Below are 25,810 nucleotides of genomic sequence, written 5' to 3'. Positions count from 1 at the left end.
GCCTCCCTCGATGCCGCCGGGTTGGTCCCGGCGTGCAATCCGCTTGCTTGATAGCGGGCACTCTAATATAATCCGACCGGTCGTTCAAATTATTTTTTGACGCAGGTCAATGAACCGGCGTGGCTTACTCGATCACTTCTGGTGGATGGTGCCCGCAAAGGGGAGGAGGGCGTGGAGCTGCAATAGTATAGAGAGACGGGCGCCGTCCGATTCCGGCGGCCCCGAAGGTGCACAAGAGAGAATGGAATGGCGCGGACGCGCTCAGAAAATTACGACGAGATCCAGCGGGGCATCCTCACCACCGCCTGCGGCCTGTTCGCACGGCAGGGCTACATGCGCGCCTCGATCGCCGACCTTGCGGATGCCTGCAAGCTGTCGCGCGGCGCGCTGTATCATTATTTCGACTCCAAGGAAGCGATCCTGTTCGCGATCCTCGATGCACATATCCGCGAGATGATCGCCGACGTCGAGGCCGCGATGGCCGGCAAGACGGCGACGCTGGAGCAGTTCCGCGCCGCGATCCAGGCCATCGTCGCGCTCAATGCGCGCTCGAGCGACGAGCAGCGCGTCATCCTCAACGACCTCTCGTTCCTCGGCGAGACCGAGCAGGATGCGATCAAGGCGCTGGAGCGTCAGCTGGTCGACACGGTCTCGGACCTCCTGGTCAAGCTCGACAAGGAAGGCAAGATCGTCAAGCGAACCAAGAAGATCTACAGCATGATGCTGTTCGGCATCCTGAACTTCAGCCACACTTGGTACGATCCGAAGGGCGGCGTCGACCCCGGCGAGTTCGCCGACATGGTGGTGGACCTGTTCCTGTACGGCTTCACGATGCCTGTGCCGGCAAAGGATGCCGCGCGGCCGCTGCGCCAGCGCGCGTGAGGCCGTCGCCGCGGCGGCGACCGCCCTTCACCCCGTCCGCACATTCTTGTGAAGGCTGCTGCCGGTCCCGTGCGTAACGCGCCTGGAGGCAGGCTGCGTAGTCCTGCCAAGAGCGCCGCAGCCGCGGCCGATGGTGGCACCGTAGCAAGGAAAGAAACATCCGCATGGATCTGTCGTTCAAAATCGCCGAACACGGCGAGGGGTCTTATCGTTTGCTTGCGATCCTGCGCTGGGTCATGGTGGTGATCTTCGTGTCGTTCGGCATGCAGAAGTTCACGCTGCAGTCGGCGCAAGGCATCGTGCAATTCATCAGCAACAGCCCGTTCGTCTCGTGGCTGTCGGTGTTCGGCCTTCGCGGCGAGGCTTATGTGCTCGGCGTCACGGAGTTCGGCATTGCCGTGCTGCTTGCCGCCGGCGCGTTCAGCCCGATCCTGTCTGCGATCGGCGCCTTGATGGGCGTGATCACCTTTGCAGTGACTTGGTCGTTCTTCTTCACGACACCGGGTGTGGTGAAATGGAGCCTGTCGACCGACCCGATGGCCTGGAATCTGGCTGGCGAGTTCCTGTTCAAGGACATCGTGCTGCTCTGTGTCTGCCTGGTGCTGCTGCTCGCGTCGTTGCCGCGGTCGATCGTCGGGTCGCGCGCGACATAAGTCTCACACGTGGTGTGATCGATGGTTAATCCACGCCTAACCGCGCATCGCTTGTATCGGGCATCTGGAACAGGACAATTCGTCACACGCAGCCGTGTCGTGTAAATCGAACCTGATGGGCCTACTCAACCGTTGATTGACGAATTGTTGCTAGTAAGAAACCGTCCCCGATCGGGAGCGGAATGTGGCGAGACCAGATATATCGGCGGCGAGAGCGGTAAGCGTTGGTATTGCCTCTCCGTCGCGGCACGCTCCCCGCATTTTCAAATGCACCGCATTTCTTAGTTCCATTGCAGTTCCCGCGCCGTGGCTGGAGTGGGAGGGCGGTCGCGATCGCGGTTTCCGGCAGTGACCGCCGGAACAGCGATCGGGCCGCCCCTTCCCGGACGGAACGGGTAACGGTGAAACACGCACGATCGTGAACTCGGGCGCGTGAATTGCACCCGGCAGGATCACGGTGTCGCCATCTCTCGATGGCTGAACAGCTTCTCCTGCCGGTCACTTCAAAACGGTGTCCCGATTCGTTCTTCATGAAACACTGGACTTTCAGACAATGGCTCTTCGCCCGGATCGCGGCTGTCCTGCTTGCCGTTGCCGCCAGCGTGCTGACGGCAGCGCGGGCTGATTCCGACATGGATGCGCAGATCAGGGACATCGTCACGACGGAATTGGCGCCGACCGCAACCGCGGTCGATCCGGGTGGCCTGGCCGCGGCGGTCTATGCTGGTGGTCGGGTCGCCTTCTTCAACTACGGCTTCGCTGACGCAGCGGCAAAGCGGCCGGTCACCTCCGACACGCTGTTCAACCTCGCCTCGCTGCGCAAGCTGTTCGAGGCGACACTGGTCGCACTCGGCACCGAGCGCGGCGAATTGCGGCTGGACGATCCCGTCGGCAAGTATCTGCCCGAGTTGCACGCCGGCTATGTCGGCCGCGTCACCATCGGCGAGCTCGTCAACCATACATCGGGGCTGCTGCTGCCGACCGATCATCCGCCCTGGCCGAACGAGAGCTTCAGCCGCGATCAGTTCATCGCGATGCTCAATGCCTGGACGCCCCAGAAAGGGCAGCAGCCGGGCAAGCAGCGCGTCTACAGCCATGCCGGCTATGTCCTGCTGCAGCTGGTGCTGGAACAGCGCTATCGCATGCCGATCGCGACATTGATCGAGAGTCGCATCCTCAAGCCGCTCGGCATGACCTCGACCTTCGTTCCGGACCGCGACGAGGACAATCGCGCGGCGATGCCGCCGGAGATCATGCAGCGCATGGTTCAGGGCTACGCCCACGACGGCACGGCGATCGGTCCACCCGGCAATCAGCAGAGCTATTACGATTTTCCCGGCACCGGCCAAATGTTCTCGTCGGCGCGCGATCTCGGCATCTTGCTGCGCGCCTGTCTCGACGGCGCGGTAATCGATCCGCAACTGCGCGCGGCATTGCAGATGACCATGCGCGAGAGTTTTCGTGTCGATGCGGAGTTTGGGCAGGCGATGGCGTGGGAGCATGTGCGGCTGGACGGCGTCACCGTCATCGACAAGCCCGGCGGTCTCAACAATGCCTCGGCCTATATCGGCCTGGTGCTGGCGCGCCGGTTCGGCATCGTGCTGCTCGCCAATCGCGGCGACTATCCGCACGAGATCGCGCGCTACAGGATTCTGCCGGCACTCGCGCGGCTCTAACCAAACCAGAATAGCCTAGCGAGGCTGCGTACCAATCCGATGACACGGCCTCCGCGGCCGGGCAGGGGGTGCATGCAAAAACTGTCATGGCGCGGAACCGAGATCGGCTGTATAAGCCGGTAGCTTCTTCTCCTGCTTGAAGAGGCCGATATGACTGATTTACATAATCCCGATTTGCACGCTCCTGATCTACACGCTCCTGATCTTCACGCTTGGCTTTCGCGACAGCCGCACGGCTTGCGAACCTTCAGGACCTTCCAGCAAAAACTCGAGACCCTGGGCAAGAACGACCCGGAGCAACGCGGCGTTTGCCGGCTGCTGAGCGGTCTCGTCGGCAATTACGTCGAAATCTTCGACGAGGAGCCGCTGCCCGTCGCGGTCGCCGACCGTGCCTATGGCCGGCTGCTCGATCTCGTTGCGAGCCTCGATCTCAAGGGCAGTCCCGACCGGCGCCTGGCCGATATCAACCGCATCGCGTCCTGCGATCTGTTGAATTGATCGCGCTTCATCCCCGCGCCGCGGCGAGCTCGCGGTAGAGCGCAGCGTAGCGGCCGGCGCGATTGTGCCAGGAGACATCGGTGGCCATGCCGGCCTGTTGCAGCCGGCGCCAGGTCACCTTGTCGTTGAACAGCAGGTTCGCCGTGCGCAGGCCGTGGGCGAGCGCCTCCGAGGTCACGGGCGCGAATTTGACGCCGGTTGCGGCGCTGCCTGTGATCGCGGCTTCGTCGAAGGCCAGCACGGTGTCGGCAAGGCCGCCGACATTGGCAACGATCGGGACCGCGCCGTAGCGCAGCGCGCAGAGCTGGGTGAGGCCGCACGGCTCGAACCGCGACGGCACCGCAAGCGCATCAGAGCCTGCCTGGATCAGATGCGCCAGTGCCTCGTCATAGCCGATCACGACCGCGATCCGCCCCGGATTGTCGCGCGCCAGCGCGGCGTAGCGATCCTGCAGGTCGCGATCGCCGCTGCCGAGCAGCGCGAGTTGAATGCCTTCGCCGAGCAATGTCGGAATGTTCTCCAGCAGCAGGTCGAGGCCCTTCTGCCACGACAGTCGGCTGATGACGCCGAGCAGCATCGCATCCGGCGCCGGATCGAGGGCGAAGCGTCGCTGCAGCGCCGCCTTGTTGGCTGCGCGCCCGGCCATCTGCTCGGTGCTGAAGCGCGCGGCGATGTCGGGATCGGTGGCCGGATTCCACACATCGATGTCGATGCCGTTGAGGATGCCGCTGAGCACGTCGGCGCGCTCGCGGAGCAGGCCGCCGAGCCCCATGCCGCCCTCATCGGTCTGGATCTCCTGCGCATAGGTCGGCGACACCGTGGTGATGCGGTCGGCGAATTGCAGGCCGGCCTTCAGCAAACTGATGGTGCCGTAATATTCAACGCCGTGCAGCGAATATGCCTCACCGGGCAGGCCGAACGTCGCCAGCATGTCCGGCGGGAATTGCCCCTGATAAGCGAGGTTGTGCACGGTCATCACCGTGCCCGGCCGCTTTTGGCCGCCATAATGCAGATAGGCCGGCGCGAGTCCGGCTTGCCAATCATGCGCATGCACGATGTCGGGCACGAAGCTCTCGATTGCACCCCGGCCGATTTCGGCCGCCATCCGCGACAGCGCCGCGAAGCGGATGCCGTTGTCGGGCCAGTCGCGTCCGTCGGGAGCGAGATAGGGATTGCCGGGGCGCGCATAGAGATGCGGCGCGTCGAGAGCGAGAAGATCGATGCCGCCATGCGAGCCGCCGATCAGGCGGATCGGCCCGCCGTAGAACTCGCCCCAGTGCAGCAGCGTTTCCGACGCGGCGAGTGCCTTCAGCACGGCCGGATAGCCGGGCACCAGCGTCCGCGGCGTGACGCCGTGCTGCCCGAGCGCCGCCGGCAGCGCGCCGACCACGTCGGCAAGGCCGCCGGTCTTGACGATCGGGTAGACTTCCGAGGCGACCGCGAGGACGCGGATGGGCGTCATGTCTCGAGCCTGTCGATCATCGACTGGGTGATCAGCGTGATCCCGTTCTCGGTGGTGCGGAAGCGCTTGCCGTCGAACTCGGGATCCTCGCCGACCACGAGCCCTTCCGGAATCCGCACGCCGCGATCGATCACGACGTTTCTGAGCCGTGCGCCGCGGCCGACATTCACATAGGGCATGATCACCGCGTTCTCGACATTGGCGTAGGAATTGACGTGGACGCCGGTGAACAGCAGCGAGCGGCGCAGCGACGCGCCCGAGATGATGCAGGCGCCCGAGACCAGCGAGGTCACGGCCTGGCCGCGGCGGCCTTCCTCATCGTGAACGAACTTGGCGGGCGGAGTGATCTCGGCATAGGTCCAGATCGGCCACGACCGATCATAGAGATCGAGCTCCGGAACGACATCGGTGAGGTCGATGTTGGCGCCCCAATAGGCATCGACGGTGCCGGCGTCGCGCCAGTAGGCGCGCGGATCGTCGCCGGAGCGGACGCAGGAATCGTTGAACTGATGGGCGATCGCGCGGCCGTGTTTGACGATGTAGGGAATGATGTCCTTGCCGAAATCGTGCGCCGAGTTCGGGTCGGCGGCATCGCGGCGCAATTCGTCGAACAGGAATTCCGAGTTGAAGACATAGATGCCCATGCTGGCGAGCGACTTGTCGGGCTTGCCGGGCATCGGCGGCGGATCGGCCGGTTTCTCCAGGAACGACTGGATCAGGCCGGTCTCGTCGATATGCATGATGCCGAAGCCGGAGGATTCCGCGCGCGGCATCTCGAGGCAGCCGACCGTGACATCGGCGCCGCTCTCGACATGCTGCTTCAGCATGATCTCGTAGTCCATCTTGTAGACATGGTCGCCGGCCAGCACGAGAATGTACTTGGTGCCGTGCGCCTCGATGATGTCGATGTTCTGATAGACCGCGTCCGCCGTGCCGACATACCACATCGTCTCGGAGACGCGCTGGCTCGCGGGCAGGATGTCGAAGCTCTCGTTTCGTTCCGGGCGGAAGAAGTTCCAGCCGCCCTGCAGATGCCGGATCAGGCTGTGCGCCTTGTACTGGGTCGCCACCGCGATGCGGCGGATGCCCGAGTTCACCGCGTTGGAAAGCGCGAAATCGATGATGCGGGATTTGCCGCCGAAATACACCGCCGGCTTGGCGCGCCTGTCGGTGAGCTCCTGAAGTCTGCTGCCGCGTCCGCCGGCCAGCACGAAAGCGAGGGCGTGACGCGACAATGGTTCATTTCCGACTGATCTCACGGTCATCCTCCCAGAACTTCAGGCCGGCCCCGCTGCCTTCTCTCGTCCGGAAGGCCTGATCGGCGCCAACGGGGCCGATTGGAACGTAGCAAGCGCGCCCCGGTTGAGCAAAGCGGGATGACAGACTTTCGTTCCCGCAACCCCTTCTCGTGAAGATCGGGGTTGCGGGCGGGTTAAGGCTATTGACGGCGCGCGATTTCGGCCTAGAGCAGGCCTGCGCATTTCCTGCCCAGGCCAGCATCTCATGACAGTTTCTTCCGTCACGCCCCAGACCGTCCGTGCAAAGCTGCTGCTGCGCCAGGAGATTGCACTGCTCGACGTCAGGCACGAGGCGGACTTCGCCACCGGCCATCCGCTGTTTGCCGCCAACATGGCGGCGGACCGGATCGCGTTCGAAGCCGAGTTGCGGCTGCCGCGCAAGGACGTGCCGATCGTGCTCTATGACAATGGCGAGGACCTCGTCGCTGCCGCGGCCGGCGAGTTGCGCACCTTTGGCTACAGCAACGTCGCGGCCCTTGCCGGCGGCTTGCAGGGCTGGAAGGCGGCCGGCTACGAGGTATTCGAGGACGTCAATTCCTACGCCAAGGCCTTTGGCGAACTGGTCGAGTCGCGCCGGCACACGCCGTCGCTGAGCGCCGACGAGGTCGCCGCGCTGATCTCGGACAAGGCCAATATCGCGATCCTCGATGTGCGTCGGTTCGACGAATATGCCACCATGAACATCCCGGGCTCGGTCAGCGTGCCCGGCGCCGAGCTGGTGCTGCGCGCAGGGCGCGCGGCGCCCGATCCCGACACCACCATCATCGTCAACTGCGCCGGCCGCACCCGCTCGATCATCGGCACGCAATCGCTGATCAATGCCGGACTGCCGAACAAGGTGCGGGCGCTGCGCAACGGCACGATCGGCTGGACGCTGGCCAAACACCAGCTCGAGCACGGCGCCGGCAAGCGCGGCGACGTCGGGCCGTTCGAGGGCGCCGCCGACAATGCACGCGACGTGGCCTATCGCGCCGGCGTCCGTCACATCGGCGCCGCTGAACTCGCCGCGCTGCAAGGTGATGCGCAGCGCACGCTGTATCGCTTCGATGTGCGCGACGCCGAGGAATACGCCGCCGGGCATCTGGCTGGTTTCCGGCATTATGCGGGCGGCCAGCTGGTGCAGGAAATCGACATGGCGGCCCCGGTGCGCGGCGGGCGCATCGTGCTGACCGACGACAGGAGCATCCGTGCCGACATGACGGCGTCCTGGCTCGCGCAGATGGGCTGGGAGGTCTATGTGCTCGACGGCGGCTATGAGGGCCGACTCGAAGTCGGACCGCCGCGCGTCGTGCCGCGGCCCGATCCTGCGCACCGCTACCGGCGTCCCTATGAAGGCACCGGGGTCGCGGAGCAGGCGATGCAGGCCTATCTCGATTGGGAGTATGGCCTGGTCGACCAGCTGCGCCGTGACGGCACGCACGGGTTTTACGTGATCTAGCCGCTGAAGTGTGACGGCGGCGCGACCGCACGGGTGCCGAGTTGTTGGGGCACGCCGCCAAAATATCGAAAACAACCCCATGCACAGTAGCCGGTGGCTGCCGGCGTTCGACATGGCGGCTTGACTCGTCGGGCAACTCAGCGTTATATTTCCATTATTCCGAAATCGTGCAGACGTCTCTCGCATGGTCATCACTCGACCATGCGCATGCGGGCAATTCAGTATTCCAGAGATCGCGGAGCTCGCAATGACGGACGCGCTGATAGTGGTTTAGTCCGGGCCGAACGCGTCGTAGACCAGCTTGCGGAACGCCGGCGTGATGCGCTGGCGCTCGTTCTGGGTCTGCTCGAGCATGATGTAGATCATGTCGAGCTTCGGATCGACGCCGAAATAGGTGCCGCTGCCGCTGTCCCATTTCAACTCGCCGATCGAGCCGGGCGGCGGTGGCCTGGCAATGCCGGGGTCGGTGCGCACGGCGATGCCGTAGCCGTAACCAAAACCGTCACCGGGGAAGTACCAATAGTCGCGGCCGACGCCGGAGCCCGGCCCGATATGGTCCGTGGTCATGGTCTTGAAGGCCGTGGGGCTGAGATAGCGCTTGCCGTCGAGCTCGCCGCCATTGAGCAGCATCTGCGCAAAGCGCGCGTAATCGAGAATGGTCGACACCAGGCCGCCGCCGCCGGATTCCCACTCCGGGTGCGCGCGCCGGTCGTTTTCCCCCTCGATCAGGATGGTGTCCGAGGGCAGCGGCTCGGCCAGCCGCGATCGTTCGGTCTCGGCATCGAGCACAAATCTTGTGTCGTTCATCTTCAGGGGATCGAAGATGCGCTCCTTCTCGAACTGATAGAGCGACTTGCCCGTCACGATCTCGATCACCCGGCCGAGCACGTCGGTGGAATGACCGTAGCGCCACATCGTGCCCGGTTGCCGCGACAGCGGCAGCCTGGCCAGCCGCGCCACGAATTCCTTGTTGTCGAACTTGCCGTCGAACAGATGGCCTGCGCGGTAGAGCTTCTGGATCCAGTCGGCGCCGATATATTCGTAGGTGATGCCCGAGGTGTGCCGCATCAGGTCCTCGATCGTGACCGGGCGGATCGGCGGCACCAGTTCGAGCTTGCCGAGATCGTTGCCGCCATCCGGCTCGATGCCGACCATCACGTCGGCGAAGGCCGGAATGTATTTCGACAGCGGATCCTGCGGCGACAGTCTGCCTTCGTCGACCAGCATCATGGCGGCGGTATTGGTGATCGGCTTGGTCATCGAATGCAGTGCGAACATCGTGTCCGGCCGCATCGGCGATTTGGTCGTGACGTCGCGATAGCCGAAGGTTTTCAGGTAGACCGGCTTGCCGTGCTGCTGGATCAGGATGACCGCGCCCGGAATCTTTCCTGTCGCAACCTCGTTGTCGAAGAACGCGGTGATGCGTTCGAGCTTCTCCGGCGACTGGGCGGGGGCGTCGGTGGCGTGCGCCACGCCGGACATGACAAATGCAAGACACACGATCGCACTCGCCGCTCCGCGAAGTGTCCGCACGACATATCTGCACGACATTGAAAAGCCCGCCCCCGCCTGCTGCATCGAACGCCGCGGTTTTAGCGCAGACGTCCCCGCACCATAATCATTTTCGAGCGAGTTTATTCCCTGACGATGGTCGAAATTCATACAATTTGCATGGCGCCGACCGGCGAACGCACGGCATTCGACAGCACCTGCAGCGCCTGGCTCAGTTCGGCGCGGTTGCGTGCGGCGCCCAGCGAGACGCGCAGGCCGCGCGGCGCTGCGTCGCCTGTCGCGAACGCATCTTCGCCGACCACGGCAAGGCCGTTGCGCATCAGATGCGACAGCAGGTCGGTGCCATCGAAATGTTTCGGCAGCGGCATCCAGAGATGGTGGCTCGCCGGCCGCGCCGCATAGGCGACGCCCTTGAGGAAACGGGCCGCGAGCTGCTGGCGCGCGGCCGCCTCGTTGCGGATGGCGCGGATGATCTCAGTGGCGACGCCGGAGCGCAGCCATTGCGTGACCAGCGCGACCATCAGCGATGGCGGCATTTGCATGGTGGCCTGCATGCCGGCGCGCATCCGCTGCTCGGCGCTCGCGTCCGGTGCCAGCAGATAGGCGACGCGCAATGCGGGCGCGATGCACTTGGCGATGCTCGCGGCAAGGTAGGTGCGTTCCGGAATCAAGCTGGCGATCGGCGCCATTTGTGGTTCGAGCGGGCCGTAGACGTCGTCCTCGATCAGGACGCAGCCGCGCTTCCTGATGATGTCCGCAATTGCCTTGCGTCGTGCCGCGCCCATCGTCGCGGTGGTCGGGTTCTGCTGCGTCGGCACCAGATAGACCGCCTTCGGCTTGTGCTTGCGGCAGGCCTCATCCAGCGCGTCGGGCCGCGCGCCCTCGGCGTCCATCGCAATGCCGACGAGGCGGATATCGAGCCGCGCCGCGGCAGCCTTGATGCCGGGAAACGTCAACGCCTCCGTCAGCACGACGTCGCCGGGCGAGGTCAGCGCCAGCAGGGCGTTGAAGATGATCGCCTGCGAACCCGGATAGATCACGATGTGGTCGGCCGATGCGTTCGGCACGCGCGGCTGCAGCCACGCGGCGCCGGCCTCGCGTTCCTCGGCGGTGCCGCCCGGACGCGTATAGCCGAGATAGGCCGAAAACCCGGCCTCGGAACGGATGTTGCCAAGTCCCTGTGCGATGCGCAGGTCGAGATTGGCCTCGACGGGTTGCGGCGGCAGGTTCATTGAAAGGTCGATGTTGACGGGCGCTGCCAGCTCGGACGCCGCGCGCGCGGTGGTCTCCGAAACGAAGGTGCCCTGACCTACCCGGGCATCGAGCAGCCCGCGCCGCCGAGCCTCGCCATAGGCGCGCGTCACCGTGGTGAGGTCGATGCCGAGCGCCGTCGCCAGCGCGCGGTGGGTCGGCAGCCGCTGGCCGCGCACCAGACGTCCGCTCGCGATATCGGCCGCCAGCGCGTCAACGATGCGCAGGAACATCGGGCCGTGCCATTCCGAAACTGTAGGGATCCAATCCATGCAATCCAGCGGCTTTGTCTTTGATTGTATGCTACATAGGGCATATTGTATGGATCATCAGATCAGGTCAAGGACAACGGCGAAAGGAAAACGACAATGACCGAGACGGTTTCCCTGCCTAAGGCAATGTTGCGCGGTTTTGCGATGAAGTGCCCGAACTGCGGGCAGGGCCATCTGTTCGGCCGCTTCCTTAAAGTTGCTGACCATTGCGAGGTCTGCGGCGAGGACTTCACCCCGCAGCGCGCCGACGATTTCCCGGCCTATCTCGTGATCGTCGTGGTCGGCCACATCGTGGTGCCGGCGCTGCTGTGGATGGAGATGACCTACGCGCCGCCGGCCTGGTTGCAGCTCGCGATCTGGCTGCCGTTCACGCTGTTCAGCGCACTCGGCCTGTTGCAGCCGACCAAGGGCGCGATCGTCGGGCTGCAATGGCAGCTCGGGATGGAGGGATTTGCGGCGACGCGGCGGGTGGCGGCGCCGGTGCGGGCCAACGTTGGACGGACTCGCGAAGCCTGACGCGATCTCAAAATCGTAGCCCGGATGGAGCGTAGCGAAATCCGGGGCTCGTGCCGCAGGCAAAACCGTCCCGGATTGCGCTTCGCTGCATCCGGGCTACGTACCGTCAAATCGGATGATGATGCGGCCGGAACATGCGGCCCTTCTCCGTCACCAGCACCACGGCGAGCGCCGCCAGCGTGCAGAGGAAAAAGCCGGTCGCGAACGGCAGCAGCGTGCCATCGTAATCCTGGCCGATCGTGGTGCCGACGCCGATCCCGAGCAGGGTTGTGATGGTGCCGTAGAGCGAGGAGGCGGTGCCGGCGATCTTGCCTTGCGGCTCCATCGCGAGCGCCGTGAAGTTCGCCATCATCAGCCCGAACGCGAACATCATCAGGACTGACAGCACCATGAACAGCGCCAGCGACAGCGTGTCGGTCTTCACCGCGAGGAACAGCGCGCCGGCGACCACGGCAAAGCCGGTCAGCGCGGCGTGCGAGATCACCCGCATGCCGATGCGGCCGACGATGCGCGAATTGAGGAAGCCGGCGATCGCGACGCCGACCGCGCAGGCGGCGAAGGCGACCGGGAAGTAATGTCCGAGCTTGAAGATCTCGGTGAAGATCTGCTGCGAGGAGAACACGAAGGCAAACAGCGAGCCCTGCACGCCGCCGGCGGCGAGCGCATAGCCGAGCGTCTGGCGGTTGGTGACGGTCTGGCGGAACGCGGACAGCACCTCCGGGATTGCCAGCGACTTGCGCAGCTCCTTAGGCAGCGTCTCCGGCATTCGCACTGCGCTCCAAGCCAGCGCGATCACGCCGTAGATCATCAACAGCACGAAGATGCCGCGCCAGTGCGTCAGCAGCATCACGGCCTGGCCGAATGACGGCGCGATCACGGGTACCGCGATGAACACCATCATCGCCAGCGACATTACGCTCGCCATCCGCCGTCCGGCGTAGCAGTCGCGCACGATCGAGGTCGCGATCACGCGGGTCGCGGCGGTGCCGAGCCCTTGCAGCGCGCGCGCCAGTAGCAGCGTCTCGAACGAGGGCGCCATGATCGCGAGCAGGCCGGCTATGGTGTAGACGGTCATGCCGCCGAGCAGCACCGGGCGGCGGCCGAAGCGGTCCGACAGCGGGCCCATCACGAACTGGCCGACGCCGAAGCCGACCAGGAAGATCGACAGCACCATCTGCGGGCGATTGGCGTCGGCGATCTGGAACGCGGAGCGGATGTTCGGCAGCGCCGGCAGCATCATGTCCATCGCCAGCGGGTTGAGCGCCATGATGGAGGCGATGACGACGACGAATTCCGGAAAGCCCATCGGGCGGTGGCCTGAGGAAACCCAGGCATCGGCATTGATGTCAGACACTTAGCAACCTCTTGGGAATCCTCGCATCGTAACGATCTTGTTGCGGTGCACAATCGGCGTTTCGGGATGGCTGCCCGCCGGTCACGGGTGAGGTAGCCCGGTCCGGGGCGCGCGGGCTCGCGCATTATCGTTGCTGCTGCAACTATTTAACTCGTGCCGCGCGAAAACCTCTGCTATCCCGGTACCAGCATCCGTGCGGGACGGGCGCATCGCGCCGACCGCGCCCGCACGGCCAAGAACGGGTTTGGGGAGGCCACATGTCCATCGAAATCTCCGCGCGCTCGCGCGGCGCTACGCTGTCGGATGAGGAGCGCAAGGTCCTCACCGCAACGCTGGTCGGCACCACGATCGAGTGGTACGACTTCTTCGTCTACGCGCAGGCCGCCGGCCTGGTGTTCGGTGCGCTGTTCTTCGCGCCGATGAACGCCAACAATCCGCTGTTGGCGCAGATCGTCTCGTTCGCGACGCTCGGCCTCTCCTTCCTGTTCCGTCCGCTCGGGGCCATCGTCTGCGGCCATCTCGGCGACCGCTTCGGGCGCAAGAACATGCTGGTCGTCACGCTGCTGCTGATGGGTGCTGCGACCGCGCTGGTCGGTCTGCTGCCGACCTATGCCCAGATCGGCGCCTGGGCGCCGGCACTGCTTATTCTTCTGCGCATCCTGCAGGGCTTCTCGGCCGGCGGCGAGTGGGGCGGCGCGGCGCTGATGTCGGTGGAGTCGGCGCCCGTCGACAAGCGCAGCTTCTTCGGCTCGTTTCCGCAGGTCGGCACGCCGCTCGGCATGATCCTGGCAACCGGCGTGCTGTGGGTGCTGACCACCACGCTCGGCAAGCAGGCGATGATCGAGTGGGGCTGGCGGATTCCGTTCCTGCTCTCGATCCTGCTGATCGTCGTCGGCATCGTGATCCGCCGCACCGTCGAGGAGTCGCCGGTGTTCAAGGCGATGCAGCGCCGGCACAAGGAATCCTCCGCGCCGCTCCGCGACCTGACGCGCAATCATGCCAAGGAGATCCTGCGTACCGCGTTGATCTTCATGGCCAACAACGCGGCCGGATATATCCTGATCGCTTTCATCATCAGCTACGGCGCCAACACGCTGAAGATGCCATCGGAGCAGCTGCTCTTGATCGGCACGCTGGCGGCGGTCAGTTGGTTCATCTTCACGCTGCTCGGCGGCATCCTCGGCGACAGGATCGGCCGCGTGCGCTGCTTCCAGATCGGCTACGGCCTGATGGTGCTGTGGGCGGTGCCGATGTGGTTCCTGATCGACAGCAAGAATCTCCTGCTGTTCTTCATCAGCGCCGTCGGCCTCACCATCGCGCTCGGCCTGTCCTACGGCCCCCAGGCCGCGCTCTATGCCGAACTGTTCCCGGCCAAGGTCCGCTATTCCGGCGTCTCGATCGGCTACGCGCTCGGCGCCATCTTCGGCGGCGCCTTCGCACCGATGATCGCGCAATGGATCATCGGCACCTACGGCGAGTCGTGGCGGGTCGGCGTGTATATCGGGCTGCTGGCGCTGATCTCGCTGATCGCGGTGTCGACGATCAAGGATCCGCAAGGCGTCGATCTGAATGTGAATGATGCGGGCGCGTAGGCGACGACTTTGTGTGATTGCGAGGATCTCGCGACAGAGTTGCAAAGCAATTTTGCGCTGAAGCGACGAAGCAATCCATCGATCCGGGTATGCGGTAAAATGGATTGCTTCGCGGAACCTGTCATCGGGCGCGCGTTCGCGCGACCCGTTGGCTCGCAATGACGGGGATCATGCCCCAAGCATCGCCTTCAGTTTCTTGACCGCGCTGTCGGGCGTCGTCAGCACCTCGCGGCCGGTGGCATCAGTGACGCGCTCAGCCGCCGGCGCCATGCTGTATTGCGCGAGCGCGATCAGGTCGCAGTCGCGCAAATCCGTGGCTGCCTCGACCACGATGCGGTCGTGCTCGGCGCGGTCGCCGCGATCGAGCGCCGCCAGCGCGCCCTCGGCGAGTTTCGGCACCAGCGTGACCTCTGGCGGAAATTCCGGCGGCATCGACACCAGCGTCGGCGGGAAGGTCGAGAGCAGGCCGATGCGCTTCCCCTTCGCCGCCGCCTGCTCGATCATCGCCTCGTTCGGCTTCAGGACCGGCATCGGCGCGTGCGCGCGCGCCACCGCCTCGATGCAGGGGCCGAACGCCGAGCAGGTGAAGAGGATGCCGTCAGCGCCGGTGCTGACCGCGTAGCGGCCCATGGCAAGAAACCGCTCGGTCATGCGCTCGGTGAGCTTGCCGTCGCGCGCGAGGTCGGCCGAGAGGCTGTCGTCGAGCAAGTTCATCAGCCGCGCCTCCGGCCAATGCTTTGCGAATGACGCTTCGATCGGCACGATCGAGTGCTTCAGGGCGTGAATGAGCGTGATGCGCATGGGGTCGCTACTTCTGCTCCCTCTCCGCTCTTCGCGGGGGCGAGACGAGCGAAGCTCGCTCTTAGAGGGTTAGGGTGAGGGGGCTCCCCCCGCGTGCGGGGGATGTCAGAGGCTATGAAACTATCAACCTCGTCATTGCGAGGAGCGATAGCGACGAAGCAATCCATCTCTCTACTTGTGCCGCGATGGATTGCTTCGCTTCGCTCGCAATGACGGAAGGGATAGATTCGAGATCTCTCAGATCATCATTTGAACGGGATCGCGTACATCAAGCCGCCCTTGCTCCAGGTGGCGTTGAGGCCGCGCTCGAGTTTCAGGGGGCTGGCCTTGCCGACATTGCGCTCGAAGATCTCGCCGTAATTGCCGCCGGCCTTGATCGCCCCGACCAGCCATTTGTTGTCGAGGCCGAGCCGCGAGCCGAGATCGCCGGATGCGCCGAGCAGGCGCTGGACCGCCGGGACCTGCGACTTCGCCATCTCGTCGACATTGGCCTGCGTCACGCCGAGCTCTTCGGCTTCGACCAGGCCATAGTGCAGCCAGGTGATGATGTCGCTCCACACTTCGTCGCCGTTGCGGGTGAACGGGCCGAGCGGCTCCTTGCTGATGGTCTGCGGCAGCACGACATAGTCGTCGGCCTTCGGTGCCGCGGTCGCGACTGCGCCGGCGAGCGCGGAGGCGTCCTGGGTCATGGCATCGCAGCGGCCGCCGAAGAAGGTCTGGTACATGGTGTCGGGGCGATCGAACACCAAAGGCTTCCAGTCGATGCCGTTGGCGCGGCCGTAGTCGCCGAGCGTCACCTCATGCGTAGTGCCCTGCGCGACGCAGACGGTGGCGCCCTTGAGATCCTTCAGCTCCTTCACGCCGAGGTCCTTCTTCACCACAAAGCCCTGGCCGTCGTAGAAATTGACCGGGCCCTGGCGCAGGCCGAGCGTGGTGCCGCGCAAGTAAGTCTGCGTCGAGTTGCGGTAGAGCACGTCGATCTCGCCGGACTGCAGCGCGGTGAAGCGGTTCTGCGCGGTCAGCGCTACGTAGCGCACCTTGCTGGCATCGCCGAGCACGCCGGCGGCAAGCGCGCGGCAATAGTCGACGTCGAGGCCCTTGAAGTTGCCCTGCGAGTCCGGCGCCGAGAAGCCGGCAAAGCCGGTCGAGACGCCGCACACCAGCGTGCCGCGCTGCTTGACGGTGTCGAGCGTCGCCGCGCTTGCGCCGGTGATGCTTGCAGCAAGAACGGTTGCAGTGATCAATGCCCTGTACATTCTGTCCTCCTCCTAATGTCCAATGTCCCTGAGCGCGCTGTCGACCGCAGCGCCGAGCCTTTCGACGATCATGTCGATGTCGCCGGACGTTGCGATATAGGGCGGGGCGAGCAGCACATGGTCGCCGCGCTGGCCGTCGGCGGTGCCGCCCGAGGGATAGCAGCCGAGGCCGCCGGCAAACGCCGCGGACTTGATCCGCTGATGCAGCTTCAGCTTGGGGTCGAACGACTGCCGCGTGCCGCGGTCGGCCACCAGCTCGATGCCCCAGAACAGGCCGCGGCCCCTGATGTCGCCGACATGGCGGTGATTGCCGAAGCGTTCGATCAGCCGCTGCTCGAGCTGGCGGCCGCGCTCCTTGACCTGGTCGAGCAGCTTCTCCTCGCTGATCACCTTCTGCACCTCGAGCGCGGCGGCGCAGGCGAGCGGATGCGCCAGATAAGTATGACCGTGCTGGAACGCGCCGGAGCCGTTGCGCACGGTGTCGACGATGGCACCGCTCGCGAGCATCGCGCCGATCGGCTGGTAGCCGCCGCCGAGCCCCTTGGCGACCGCCTGGATGTCGGGCGAGATGCCTTCCTGCTCCCACGCATGCAGCGTGCCGGTGCGGCCCATGCCGCACATCACCTCGTCGAGGATCAAGAGCGCGCCGTGACGGTTGCAGATCTCGCGCACCGCCTTGAAGTAACCCTCCGGCGCCGGCACGCAGCCGGCGGTGGCGCCGACCACGGGTTCGGCGATGAAGGCGGCAACGTTCTCGGGGCCGAGCCGCTGGAATTCGGCCTCAAGCTCGGCGGCGAGCCTCGCGACGAAGGCGGCCTCCGATTCATCGTCGCGTTTCTCGTGATAGGCAAAAGCGGGGGTGACGTGACTGAACGAGGGCGACAGCAGCGGCGCATAGGGCTCGCGGCGCCAGGCATTGCCGCCGGCCGACAGCGCACCGAGCGTGTTGCCGTGATAGCTCTGGCGGCGCGCGATGAAGCGGGCGCGCTGCGGCTCGCCGCGCTCGATGAAATATTGCCGCGCCAGCTTGATCGAGGCCTCGATCGCCTCCGACCCGCCGCTGACGAAATAGACATAGCCGAGGCCGCCGGGCTCGTGGCCGACCAGCCGTTCGGCGAGCTCTTCCGCGGGCTCCGACGAGAAGAAGCCGGTGTGGGCATAGGCAATTTTTGATGCCTGCTTGGCGATCGCGGCAAGAATCCGTGGGTGCTGATGGCCGAGGCACGAGACCGCGGCGCCGCCGGAGGAATCCAGGATGCGGTGGCCGTCCTCCGCGATCAACCAGACACCTTCACCGCCAATCGCCTTCGGTGGGGTCTCGCGCAGGCTGCGATGCATCACGCGGCTCTTGTTGGCGGCCATGATACTTATCCTTTCTCGACGAAATATTGCGACATCTCGGCAAGCCGGCCCTCGGTCTCCTCCAGCTTGCGTTTTGCATTTGCGCCACCCAGCGTGAAGGCGACGGCGGCAAGCGACTGCGCCACCGCGATCGCGCCGGTCAGGCTCGGGAAGAAGCCGGGCGAGGCGGCGGCCTCGAACAGCAGAAGATGATCGGCGCCCTCGGCCATCGGCGCGCTGATGGTATCGGCGATCGCGATCAGCGTGGCGCGCGCCTGATGCGCCGCGCGCGCTGTCTCGACGCTCACCGAGGTGTAAGGCGCAAAGCCGATCACGACCACGGCGTCGTCGGCGCGGAAGGCGCCGTGGTCGAGATCGAACGGGCCGGAACCGCCGACCAGCTGCACGGCGTCGGGGCGGAACAGGCGAAGCTGGTAGGTCAAGAGTTCCGCGACGCTGCGGCAGCTGCGAAAGCCCGTGATCCAGATCCGGTTAGCAGCGTGCAGCGCACGCGCGGCGTCCGCGATCGCGCTCGCGGAAATCCGCGCAAGCCCCGCAGCTTCGGCCTCCAGCTTGTCGTGCACCAGCTTGACGTCGGCATTCGGCCCGCCGCGGCGCCTTTTGGCGCGGCCGGAGAACGGCGAACCTTGCGCCGGCCGTCGCGCCTCGGTGAGTGCGGCGCGCAATTCGTCCCAGCCGGAATAGCCGAGCGCCTTGGCCAGACGGGTGAAGGAGGCGGGATCGGCGCCGGCGACCGAGGCGAGCTCGCGCATCGAGCGGGTGGTGGCGTCGTAATCATTGGCTGCGACAAACCGACCGACCTCCTGCAAACGCATCGGCAGCGATGGCAATGCGCTGCACAATTCGTTCAGGGGCGATGGTTTCGGCTGAGCCTGGGCCATGAAACATATGTTGCACAAACATTGATTTGGTGCAACATATGAAGTGCGCAGACCCGAATATGCTCTCGCGCATGGCAGAAGATCGCTTCTCACCGGGATCCTTGTGCTGTGACGACATCGACGCCGAAACGCCCTCCCTCGCGACACTGGCGGCTTTCGCTCAGCGATCCCCGCGTCGCCGGCCTGTTCTGGCAGGTCCTGGTGGTCGCCATCGCGGTCGCGATCGTCACCTTTCTGTGGTCGAACGCGGTTCACAATCTCTCGGTGCGGCGCATCTCGACCGGCTTTGCCTTCCTCGGCCGCGAAGCCGGCATGCCGATCGCGGACTCGTGGATCGACTACACGCCGAAGGACACCTATCTGCGCGCCTTCATCGTCGGCATCGTCAACACGCTGCGGGTCGCCGTCATCGGCATCGTATTGGCGACCGTGATCGGCACGCTGGTCGGCATCGCGCGGCTGTCGTCGAACTGGCTCTTGGCGCGGCTTGCCGCCGTCTATGTCGAGGTGCTGCGCGACCTGCCGCTGCTGCTGCAGCTGCTGTTCTGGTACGTGCTGATGCAGGGGCTGCCGGCGGCGCGCCAGGCCTGGAAGCCGGTCGAGGGCGTGTTCCTGTCCAACCGCGGGCTCATCCTGCCGTCGGTGCCGATGCATGAGGCCAATTGGTGGACGGTCCTGGCGCTGGTCGCAGGCCTCATCGCGTTCCATCTCGTCAGGCGCCGCCTGATCGCGCAGCAGATGCGCGATGGCCGCGCGCGGCCGACCTGGCCTTACGCGCTCGGGCTCGTCGTCGCGCTGCCCGCGCTGGTATCGTGGCTTGTGGGCGCGAGCTGGAGCATCACGCTGCCGGAGCTGCGCGGCTTCAACTTCGTCGGCGGCCTGACCCTGGCGCCGGAATATTTCGCGCTGCTGATCGCGCTCGTCACCTATACCTCGGCGTTCATCGCCGAGATCGTGCGCAGCGGCATCCAGGCGGTGCCGCGCGGCCAGTCGGAGGCCGCCAAGGCGCTCGGGCTGAAGCGCGGCTTCGTGCTGCAGCACATCGTGCTGCCGCAGGCGCTGCGCGTCATCATCCCGCCGATGACCAGCCAGTATTTGAACCTGACGAAAAACTCCTCGCTCGCGGTCGCGGTCGGCTATCAGGACATCGTCTCGATCGCCAACACCACGCTGAACCAGACCGGGCAGGCGATCGAGTCGATCGCGCTGATCATGATGGTGTTCCTCACCATCAGCCTCGGCATCAGCCTGTTCATGAACTGGTACAATGCGCGGATCGCGCTGATGGAGCGCTGACATGAGTTCGGTCGCCCACCTTCCGCAGGATCCGCTGCCGATCGCGCCACGGCCCGCACCCCGGGCGCTGGGCGGTCAGTTCACCGCCTGGCTGCGTGCCAACCTGTTCGCGTCGATCCCGTCCAGCATCATGACGCTGGTGATGCTTTTCCTGCTCGGCAAGGCGCTCATCGGTCTCTGGCAATGGGGCATTGCCAACGCGATCTGGACCGTCTCCGGAAACGACACCAGCGCCTGCCGCGCGCTGCGCGGCGCCGGCGCCTGCTGGGCCGTCGTGCCCGAGAAGTACCGCTTCATCCTGTTCGGCACCTATCCGTTCGACGAGCAGTGGCGGCCGGCACTCGTGGTCGTGATCTTCATCGCGCTGTTCGCGGTGTCGAGCCGCCGCAGCTTCTGGCGCAAGGAACTGTTCCTGCTGTGGGCCGCCGCCCTGATCGTGATCGGTTGTTTGATGTGGGGCGGCTTCCTCGGCCTCAGCTTCGTCACCCAGGACCGCTGGGGCGGACTGCCGGTGACCCTGATCCTCGCGACCTTCGGGCTCGCCTTCGGCTTCCCGCTCGGCATCCTGGTCGCGCTCGGCCGCCGCTCGAAGCTGCCGGCGATCCGCTCGCTCTGCGTGCTCTATGTCGAATTGATCCGCGGCGTGCCGCTGATCAGCCTGTTGTTCATGGCGAGTGTGATGTTCCCGTTATTCATGCCCGACGGCGTCAACATCGACAAACTGCTGCGCGCGCAGATCGCCTTCATCCTCTATGCCGGCGCCTATCTCGCGGAGGTGGTGCGCGGCGGCCTGCAGGCGGTGCCGCGCGGACAGTATGAGGCCGCCGACGCGCTCGGGCTGTCGTACTGGGAGAAGAACGCGCTGATCGTGCTGCCGCAGGCGATCCGCCACGTCATCCCGCCGCTGGTCAACACCTTCATCGCCTTTTTCAAGGACACCAGCCTGGTGCTGATCATCGGCATTTTCGATCTCCTGACCACCGCCAAGACCGCGATCGTCGATCCGGCCTGGCAGTCCTTCAGCGTCGAGGTCTACATCTTCGTCGGGGTGATCTACTTCGTGTTCTGCTTTGCGATGTCACGCTACAGCCGCAGGCTTGAGGCGCAGCGCGGAACGAACTGAGCGATCTGGACTCGCCGCCGTTTGCTCCGCTCACATGCTGCATCTCCGATGCGGGCGTATCCGCAACTTCCTGCTTTGATTTTTGCAACGGCCCGTTTTGGCCTTAAGGATGCGGCAACCAAAAATTTGGCCCATGGCTGGCGCAGAGCGCGGCTGGCACAGAGTGCACTTGGCGCTGTTCCGCCCGTAACTTATCTTGAAGGCGATTGGATTCGCGAGCGCGCGCGATGAGAGAAATTCATTGTTTGCGTAGGCATTGTCCTGCTTGGACCGAGCGCCGCGCAATGGTTGTCGCTACTTTTTCATACAAATGCATGGTGCCCGCCTGACAGGGCTTTTTTCTGACTTGTTGCACGCCAATGGCCGAAGACGACGACGTCTATCCGGAGAGCTCCCGAAGCCAGGTCCTCGATGCCCTGCAACGGTTTTCGACCGATGAGCTTCGTCAACTCCTTGCGGAGATCGAGCAGTTCTTGCACGTTGAAGCCAAGCCTCGCCGGCCCAGCCTGCGACTGGCGGGGGGCACCGACGTGAATGAGTCCATCGCGCGCGTAAACATCGACCACCACCTGGATCTGTTGAAACGTCCGGATCTTCCAACCGGCACAAGATCGCTGCTCAACAAGCGGTTGCTCGAGGAAGAAGACAAGCTCGGCCGCCGACGCGAGCAACTCGAGTTTGCCGAAAGCAGGGCCATAATGTGCCGGGATCGTGCAGATCGTCAGCGGCGTCTGACGGAATCGTTCGCGCCTGGTTCGGTTGACCGGGAGCGGGCCGAACGGCTGCTCGTCAATTTCGACGCGCTTGCCCAGCTCGTCGAAGGATTCTGTCGGCAGATGCGCCACGCCGTGAGCCAAAGTCCGCTTTGAGGGCAGGATTGTCCCCCTTGAGGCCACTGGAGGCTTGCCAAGCTGTCTCGATCCTATTTATGATCATAAAATGGATAAATCGGCTCTGCCCTCCCTGGACCCGTCGCGGCGCGCCGCGATCAAGCGCAAGCGTTCGGACGCGGTCGCCGATCTGATCCGCAGCCACATCTTCCAGGCCGGCTTGCAGCCGAACGACCGGCTGCCGCAGGAGGTCGAGCTGATCGAGATGTTCGGCTGCAGCCGCTCGACCATCCGCGAGGCGCTCAAATCGCTGGAAGTGCAGGGGCTGGTGCAGAACACCACGGGTCCCGGCGGCGGCGCGCGGGTGGCGCCGGTGTCGATCAACCGGATCGTCGGCCTGCTCAGCAACTACTTTTATTTCCAGTCGATCTCGACCGCGCAGATCTACCAGATCCGCCGCCTGATCGAGCCGGAGCTCGCCTTCAGCGTGGTCGGCCACCTCACGCCGGCGCATTTCGCCGCGCTCGACAAGGCGATCGCGGTGCAGGAGCATCATCCCGGCGGCATTGCCGACTGGGAGCACCACCGCCACGCCGAGATCGATTTCCACGACATCCTGATCGAGGCCTGTCCCAATCCGTTGCTCGGCCTGGTCGCCCGCTTCGTCAACGAGGCGATCCGGCATTTGATCGGCAAGCTCGGCGTGCAGGAATTCGCATCCAGCTTCACCTGCGAGAACATCGAGTTTCACAAGCGCCTGATGGCCGCGTTCCGCTCCGGCAACGCCGCGCGTGCCCGGCGCGTGATGCTCGAGCATGTGCTGAGCGCCGAAGCGGTGGTCGTCCCCGCGGAGGACCGGCGCATGGATCTGCCGGTCTTTCACCAGCCGTTGCGGCTCGACTGAACCGCACCGGATGACGGTTGCATACGCGTTGGAGGGAACAACAATGGTCACGCGGCGCGAGAATGAATTGTGGAGTTGGTCGGCGGTCGATCTGGCGCGGGCGATCGCGACGCGCGCGATCTCGAGCCGGGAGGCCGTGCAATCCAGCCTCGACCGGATCGCTGCGGTCAATCCGGCGCTGAACGCCGTCGTCGAGGTGCTGGCGGACGAAGCGCTGGCCGCGGCGGATAGCGCAGATGATGCGGTGAAGACAGGCGCGGAGCTCGGCGCGCTGCATGGCGTACCGGTCACCATCAAGGTCAACGTCGATCAACGCGGCCACGCCACCACCAACGGCGTCGTCGCCTTCCGCGACGTGATCGCCACCGATGACAGCCCGGTCGTCGCGAATTTCCGCAAGGCGGGCGCCGTCATCGTCGGCCGCACCAACACGCCAGCGTTCTCGCACCGCTGGTTCACCAACAACGATCTGCACGGCGCGACCCACAATCCCTGGGGCCGGCACCTGACGCCGGGCGGCTCCAGCGGCGGCGCGGCGTCGGCGGTCGCTTCCGGCATGGGCGCGATCGCGCATGGCAATGATTTCGGCGGCTCGATCCGCTATCCCGCCTATGCCTGCGGCGTCGCCGGTCTGCGCCCGACGCCGGGCCGAATTCCCTCATTCAATCCGTCGGCGACAACAGATCGTCCGATCACCGCGCAGATGATGTCGGTGCAGGGGCCGCTCGCGCGCTCGGTCGCCGATCTGCGCGCTGGTCTCGCCGCGATGGCGCAACCGGATGCGCGCGACGGCACGTGGCTGCCGGTACCCCTGCAGGGCGCGCCGCTCAAGCGTCCGGTCGGCGTTGCGATCGCGGCGACGCCGTTCGGCGACGAAGCGCCGGAGGTCAGCGCAGCGGTGCGGGCCGCCGGCCGCTGGCTTGCGGAAGCCGGCTTTGCGGTGGAGGAGACCACCCCGCCGCGGCTCGCGGAGGCCGCCGATCTCTGGCATCGCCTCGTCATCAATGAGGAGCGGCGCGTGCTGGCGCCGATGATCCGCAAGTTCGGCGACGACCGCAGCCGCTACAATCTGGACGGCCATATCGCCTATGCACCCGAGCTCAATGGCGATCAGGTGCTGGCCTGCTTCGAGCAGCGGCTTTCGATCGTGCGGGCCTGGCAGCTGTTCCAGGAACGGTGCCCGGTCATCATCCTGCCGGTCTCGGCGCAACTGCCGTTTCGCTTCGATCAGGATCAGGAAGACGCAACGGTGGTGCGGGCGCTGCTCGATGCGCAGCGGCCGCTGCTCGCCGTCCCAGCGCTCGGCTTTCCGTCGGTCGTGGTGCCGACGGGGACCGCCGGCGGCGTGCCGGTCGGGGTTCAGGTGATCGCCGGCCGCTTCCGCGAGGATGTCTGTCTCACTGTTGCCGAGGTGATCGAGGCGCGCGCCTCGACGCTGACACCGATCGACCCACGCGACTGAAGGCACGCGGTTTTCGAAGCCAACAACAAGCACTGAGCATCATGGGAGAGCACAACGTGACGACTACACCGATCTGGCAATGGTCCGCCGTGGAGACGGCGGCGGCGATCAGGAAAGGCGAAGTGACGTCGGAGCAGGTGGTTCGCGCCCATCTCGACCGCAAGAAGGAAGCCAACCCGGCGCTCAACGCCGTCGTCGTCGATCTCGGCGACGCTGCGCTGAAGGCGGCCAGGGCCGCCGACGAGACGCTGGCGGCGAGCAAGGCGAAGGGCGGCGCGGTCGGGCCGCTGCACGGCGTGCCGGTCACCATCAAGATCAACATCGACGTCGAAGGCCAGGCCAATTCCAACGGCGTGGTTGCCTTCAAGGACAATATCGCGCCGGGCGACTCGCCGGTGACGGCCAATCTCAAGAAGGCCGGCGCCGTCATCATCGGCCTGACCAACACGCCGGAATTCTCGCTGCGCGGCTTCACCGACAATCCGCTGCATGGCCTGACCCGTAATCCCTGGAATGCGGAGGTGACTTGCGGCGGATCCTCCGGCGGCGCCGGCGCGTCGATCGCGGCCGGCATCGGCACCATTGCGCATGGCAACGACATCGGCGGCTCGCTGCGCTGGCCGGCGCATTGCAACGGCATCGCCACCATCAAGCCGACCCAGGGCCGGATTCCGGCCTTCAATCCCAGCGCCACGGCGGAACGGCCGTTGATGGCGCAATTCATGTCGTCGCAGGGACCGCTGGCGCGCCACGTCGCCGACGTCCGCCTCGGCCTCGAGGTGATGGCACAGCGCGACCCGCGCGATCCCTGGTACGTTCCGGCGCCATTGACGGGGCCGAAGCCCGCCGCACCGGTCAAGGTCGCGCTCGCAAAAATCCCCGAGGACATGGTGACCGATCGCGGCGTGATCGCGCTTCAGCGCAAGGCGGCCGATCATCTGGCCGATGCGGGCTACGCGGTCAGCGAGGTCGAGGTACCCGATCTCAACAAGGTCTGGCAGCTCTGGTGCGACCTGATCATGACCGAGACCCGCATCCTGCAGCAGGAGCAGATGTTGGCGACCTCCAGCGCCGACTTCCAGAAGACGTTCCGCGGCTTCATGGCGCTGGCCAATCCGCTAGATCAGGCCGGCTACATGAAGGCGATCGCCGAACGCTCGCGCCACATCAGGAGCTGGATGACCTTCCTCGAGCAATATCCGCTGGTGCTGATGCCGACTTCGGTGCGCAAGACGCCGGAGGTCAATGCCGACCTCGGCGGCGACCAGCGCGTCAAGGACTTGTTCTGGAACGATCTGCGCTTCATCTCGTCGATCAACGTGCTGGGGCTGCCGGCGGCCGTGGTGCCGGTCGGCCTGCATGAGGGATTGCCGGTCGGCGTCCAGATCGTCGGCTCGCGCTATCGCGAGGACATGTGCCTCGATGCGGCCGACGCGATCGAGCGCAAGGTCGGCATTCTGACGCGGCAGTTGTGGGAGCGGCGCTGAGGCG

General features: G+C 65.3%; 22 protein-coding genes. 12 read left to right on the top strand and 10 right to left on the bottom strand.

Translation table 11 applies throughout. The features are described from left to right. Positions 1–246 precede the first annotated feature (246 nt). From AKN83_RS33160 to AKN83_RS33145, 4 genes are all read left to right on the top strand, one after another. A complete protein-coding gene (locus tag AKN83_RS33160) occupies positions 247–882 on the top strand; it encodes a TetR/AcrR family transcriptional regulator (RefSeq protein ID WP_050401527.1) in 636 nt (211 codons plus the stop codon). Positions 883–1,046: 164 nt separating this feature from the next. Further along, complete coding sequence (locus AKN83_RS33155; RefSeq protein ID WP_050401526.1) at positions 1,047–1,535, top strand: DUF417 family protein; 489 nt, start codon at positions 1,047–1,049, stop codon at positions 1,533–1,535. Between the two features lie 530 nt (positions 1,536–2,065). Further along, complete coding sequence (locus AKN83_RS33150) at positions 2,066–3,211, top strand: serine hydrolase (protein WP_083992355.1); 1,146 nt, start codon at positions 2,066–2,068, stop codon at positions 3,209–3,211. Positions 3,212–3,361: 150 nt separating this feature from the next. After that, positions 3,362–3,709, top strand: coding sequence for a hypothetical protein (locus AKN83_RS33145; RefSeq protein ID WP_050401525.1), 348 nt, complete (start codon positions 3,362–3,364; stop codon positions 3,707–3,709). A 7-nt stretch (positions 3,710–3,716) separates the two neighbouring features. Here AKN83_RS33145 and glgA read toward each other — a convergent pair whose 3' ends face one another. After that, positions 3,717–5,171: a glycogen synthase GlgA gene (glgA, locus tag AKN83_RS33140; RefSeq protein ID WP_050401524.1), complete on the bottom strand. Its 1,455-nt coding sequence runs from the start codon at positions 5,169–5,171 to the stop codon at positions 3,717–3,719. Further along, entirely contained in the window at positions 5,168–6,436 is a 1,269-nt protein-coding gene (glgC, locus tag AKN83_RS33135) for a glucose-1-phosphate adenylyltransferase (RefSeq protein WP_050401523.1), read from the bottom strand. The genes glgA and glgC overlap by 4 nt, the downstream gene beginning before the upstream one ends. A gap of 238 nt (positions 6,437–6,674) precedes the next feature. On the opposite strand from glgC, the gene AKN83_RS33130 reads away from it, so the two are divergent. Beyond that, on the top strand, positions 6,675–7,907 hold the full coding sequence (locus AKN83_RS33130) for a rhodanese-like domain-containing protein (RefSeq protein ID WP_050401522.1): 1,233 nt from the start codon (positions 6,675–6,677) through the stop codon (positions 7,905–7,907). A 270-nt stretch (positions 7,908–8,177) separates the two neighbouring features. On the opposite strand, the gene AKN83_RS33125 is transcribed toward AKN83_RS33130, so the two are convergent. Then, on the bottom strand, positions 8,178–9,389 hold the full coding sequence (locus AKN83_RS33125) for a serine hydrolase domain-containing protein (RefSeq protein ID WP_083992344.1): 1,212 nt from the start codon (positions 9,387–9,389) through the stop codon (positions 8,178–8,180). A gap of 176 nt (positions 9,390–9,565) precedes the next feature. Then, the gene (locus AKN83_RS33120) at positions 9,566–10,942 is read right to left on the bottom strand and encodes an aminotransferase-like domain-containing protein (protein WP_050401521.1); all 1,377 of its coding nucleotides are present in this window, start codon (positions 10,940–10,942) and stop codon (positions 9,566–9,568) included. A gap of 96 nt (positions 10,943–11,038) precedes the next feature. On the opposite strand from AKN83_RS33120, the gene AKN83_RS33115 reads away from it, so the two are divergent. Continuing rightward, complete coding sequence (locus AKN83_RS33115; RefSeq protein ID WP_050401520.1) at positions 11,039–11,458, top strand: DUF983 domain-containing protein; 420 nt, start codon at positions 11,039–11,041, stop codon at positions 11,456–11,458. A 106-nt stretch (positions 11,459–11,564) separates the two neighbouring features. Here the strand turns inward: AKN83_RS33115 and AKN83_RS33110 are convergent, their stop codons facing one another. Then, positions 11,565–12,764, bottom strand: a complete 1,200-nt coding sequence (locus AKN83_RS33110) for a multidrug effflux MFS transporter (RefSeq protein WP_430641594.1) — start codon at positions 12,762–12,764, stop codon at positions 11,565–11,567. 305 nt (positions 12,765–13,069) lie between these two features. On the opposite strand from AKN83_RS33110, the gene AKN83_RS33105 reads away from it, so the two are divergent. Beyond that, positions 13,070–14,404, top strand: a complete 1,335-nt coding sequence (locus AKN83_RS33105) for an MFS transporter (RefSeq protein WP_050401518.1) — start codon at positions 13,070–13,072, stop codon at positions 14,402–14,404. A 168-nt stretch (positions 14,405–14,572) separates the two neighbouring features. Here the strand turns inward: AKN83_RS33105 and AKN83_RS33100 are convergent, their stop codons facing one another. The 4 genes from AKN83_RS33100 to AKN83_RS33085 form a co-directional block, all read right to left on the bottom strand. After that, positions 14,573–15,205 (bottom strand): aspartate/glutamate racemase family protein, encoded by a 633-nt coding sequence (locus AKN83_RS33100; protein WP_050401517.1) that lies wholly within the window; start codon positions 15,203–15,205, stop codon positions 14,573–14,575. Positions 15,206–15,450: 245 nt separating this feature from the next. Continuing rightward, positions 15,451–16,461, bottom strand: coding sequence for an amino acid ABC transporter substrate-binding protein (locus AKN83_RS33095; protein WP_050401516.1), 1,011 nt, complete (start codon positions 16,459–16,461; stop codon positions 15,451–15,453). Between the two features lie 12 nt (positions 16,462–16,473). Further along, complete coding sequence (locus AKN83_RS33090; protein WP_050401515.1) at positions 16,474–17,823, bottom strand: aspartate aminotransferase family protein; 1,350 nt, start codon at positions 17,821–17,823, stop codon at positions 16,474–16,476. A 5-nt stretch (positions 17,824–17,828) separates the two neighbouring features. Then, positions 17,829–18,704 carry a MurR/RpiR family transcriptional regulator gene (locus tag AKN83_RS33085; RefSeq protein ID WP_050401514.1) on the bottom strand — a complete coding sequence of 292 codons (876 nt, stop codon included), beginning with the start codon at positions 18,702–18,704 and terminating at the stop codon, positions 17,829–17,831. Between the two features lie 108 nt (positions 18,705–18,812). Here AKN83_RS33085 and AKN83_RS33080 point away from each other — a divergent pair, with 108 nt between their 5' ends. Next, positions 18,813–20,000, top strand: a complete 1,188-nt coding sequence (locus AKN83_RS33080) for an amino acid ABC transporter permease (RefSeq protein WP_050401513.1) — start codon at positions 18,813–18,815, stop codon at positions 19,998–20,000. A 1-nt stretch (position 20,001) separates the two neighbouring features. Next, positions 20,002–21,123: an amino acid ABC transporter permease gene (locus tag AKN83_RS33075; protein WP_050401512.1), complete on the top strand. Its 1,122-nt coding sequence runs from the start codon at positions 20,002–20,004 to the stop codon at positions 21,121–21,123. Positions 21,124–21,425: 302 nt separating this feature from the next. On the opposite strand, the gene AKN83_RS40125 is transcribed toward AKN83_RS33075, so the two are convergent. Continuing rightward, positions 21,426–21,968: a hypothetical protein gene (locus AKN83_RS40125; protein WP_050401511.1), complete on the bottom strand. Its 543-nt coding sequence runs from the start codon at positions 21,966–21,968 to the stop codon at positions 21,426–21,428. Positions 21,969–22,062: 94 nt separating this feature from the next. Here AKN83_RS40125 and AKN83_RS33065 point away from each other — a divergent pair, with 94 nt between their 5' ends. The 3 genes from AKN83_RS33065 to AKN83_RS33055 are packed head-to-tail and all read left to right on the top strand — an operon-like array spanning position 22,063 to position 25,806. Further along, a complete protein-coding gene (locus AKN83_RS33065; protein WP_050401510.1) occupies positions 22,063–22,857 on the top strand; it encodes a FadR/GntR family transcriptional regulator in 795 nt (264 codons plus the stop codon). A gap of 43 nt (positions 22,858–22,900) precedes the next feature. Then, the gene (locus AKN83_RS33060; protein ID WP_050401509.1) at positions 22,901–24,319 is read left to right on the top strand and encodes an amidase family protein; all 1,419 of its coding nucleotides are present in this window, start codon (positions 22,901–22,903) and stop codon (positions 24,317–24,319) included. Positions 24,320–24,360: 41 nt separating this feature from the next. Continuing rightward, positions 24,361–25,806, top strand: coding sequence for an amidase family protein (locus tag AKN83_RS33055; RefSeq protein WP_050401508.1), 1,446 nt, complete (start codon positions 24,361–24,363; stop codon positions 25,804–25,806). Positions 25,807–25,810 lie beyond the last annotated feature (4 nt).

The sequence above is a fragment of the Bradyrhizobium embrapense genome (genome assembly GCF_001189235.2).
In the GTDB taxonomy this organism is placed as follows: Bacteria; Pseudomonadota; Alphaproteobacteria; order Rhizobiales; family Xanthobacteraceae; genus Bradyrhizobium; species Bradyrhizobium embrapense.
This window is presented reverse-complemented; position numbering and strand designations above follow the sequence as displayed.

What these genes read in the sequence shown, in the direction of transcription:
- AKN83_RS33160 (WP_050401527.1), top strand. Translation starts at nt 247, where the DNA reads ATGGCGCGGACGCGCTCAGAAAATTACGACGAGATCCAGCGGGGCATC.
- AKN83_RS33155 (WP_050401526.1), top strand. Translation starts at nt 1,047, where the DNA reads ATGGATCTGTCGTTCAAAATCGCCGAACACGGCGAGGGGTCTTATCGT.
- AKN83_RS33150 (WP_083992355.1), top strand. Translation starts at nt 2,066, where the DNA reads ATGAAACACTGGACTTTCAGACAATGGCTCTTCGCCCGGATCGCGGCT.
- AKN83_RS33145 (WP_050401525.1), top strand. Translation starts at nt 3,362, where the DNA reads ATGACTGATTTACATAATCCCGATTTGCACGCTCCTGATCTACACGCT.
- glgA (WP_050401524.1), bottom strand. Translation starts at nt 5,171, where the DNA reads ATGACGCCCATCCGCGTCCTCGCGGTCGCCTCGGAAGTCTACCCGATC.
- glgC (WP_050401523.1), bottom strand. Translation starts at nt 6,436, where the DNA reads ATGACCGTGAGATCAGTCGGAAATGAACCATTGTCGCGTCACGCCCTC.
- AKN83_RS33130 (WP_050401522.1), top strand. Translation starts at nt 6,675, where the DNA reads ATGACAGTTTCTTCCGTCACGCCCCAGACCGTCCGTGCAAAGCTGCTG.
- AKN83_RS33125 (WP_083992344.1), bottom strand. Translation starts at nt 9,389, where the DNA reads ATGTCCGGCGTGGCGCACGCCACCGACGCCCCCGCCCAGTCGCCGGAG.
- AKN83_RS33120 (WP_050401521.1), bottom strand. Translation starts at nt 10,942, where the DNA reads ATGGATTGGATCCCTACAGTTTCGGAATGGCACGGCCCGATGTTCCTG.
- AKN83_RS33115 (WP_050401520.1), top strand. Translation starts at nt 11,039, where the DNA reads ATGACCGAGACGGTTTCCCTGCCTAAGGCAATGTTGCGCGGTTTTGCG.
- AKN83_RS33110 (WP_430641594.1), bottom strand. Translation starts at nt 12,764, where the DNA reads ATGGGCTTTCCGGAATTCGTCGTCGTCATCGCCTCCATCATGGCGCTC.
- AKN83_RS33105 (WP_050401518.1), top strand. Translation starts at nt 13,070, where the DNA reads ATGTCCATCGAAATCTCCGCGCGCTCGCGCGGCGCTACGCTGTCGGAT.
- AKN83_RS33100 (WP_050401517.1), bottom strand. Translation starts at nt 15,205, where the DNA reads ATGCGCATCACGCTCATTCACGCCCTGAAGCACTCGATCGTGCCGATC.
- AKN83_RS33095 (WP_050401516.1), bottom strand. Translation starts at nt 16,461, where the DNA reads ATGTACAGGGCATTGATCACTGCAACCGTTCTTGCTGCAAGCATCACC.
- AKN83_RS33090 (WP_050401515.1), bottom strand. Translation starts at nt 17,823, where the DNA reads ATGGCCGCCAACAAGAGCCGCGTGATGCATCGCAGCCTGCGCGAGACC.
- AKN83_RS33085 (WP_050401514.1), bottom strand. Translation starts at nt 18,704, where the DNA reads ATGGCCCAGGCTCAGCCGAAACCATCGCCCCTGAACGAATTGTGCAGC.
- AKN83_RS33075 (WP_050401512.1), top strand. Translation starts at nt 20,002, where the DNA reads ATGAGTTCGGTCGCCCACCTTCCGCAGGATCCGCTGCCGATCGCGCCA.
- AKN83_RS33065 (WP_050401510.1), top strand. Translation starts at nt 22,063, where the DNA reads ATGGATAAATCGGCTCTGCCCTCCCTGGACCCGTCGCGGCGCGCCGCG.
- AKN83_RS33060 (WP_050401509.1), top strand. Translation starts at nt 22,901, where the DNA reads ATGGTCACGCGGCGCGAGAATGAATTGTGGAGTTGGTCGGCGGTCGAT.
- AKN83_RS33055 (WP_050401508.1), top strand. Translation starts at nt 24,361, where the DNA reads ATGGGAGAGCACAACGTGACGACTACACCGATCTGGCAATGGTCCGCC.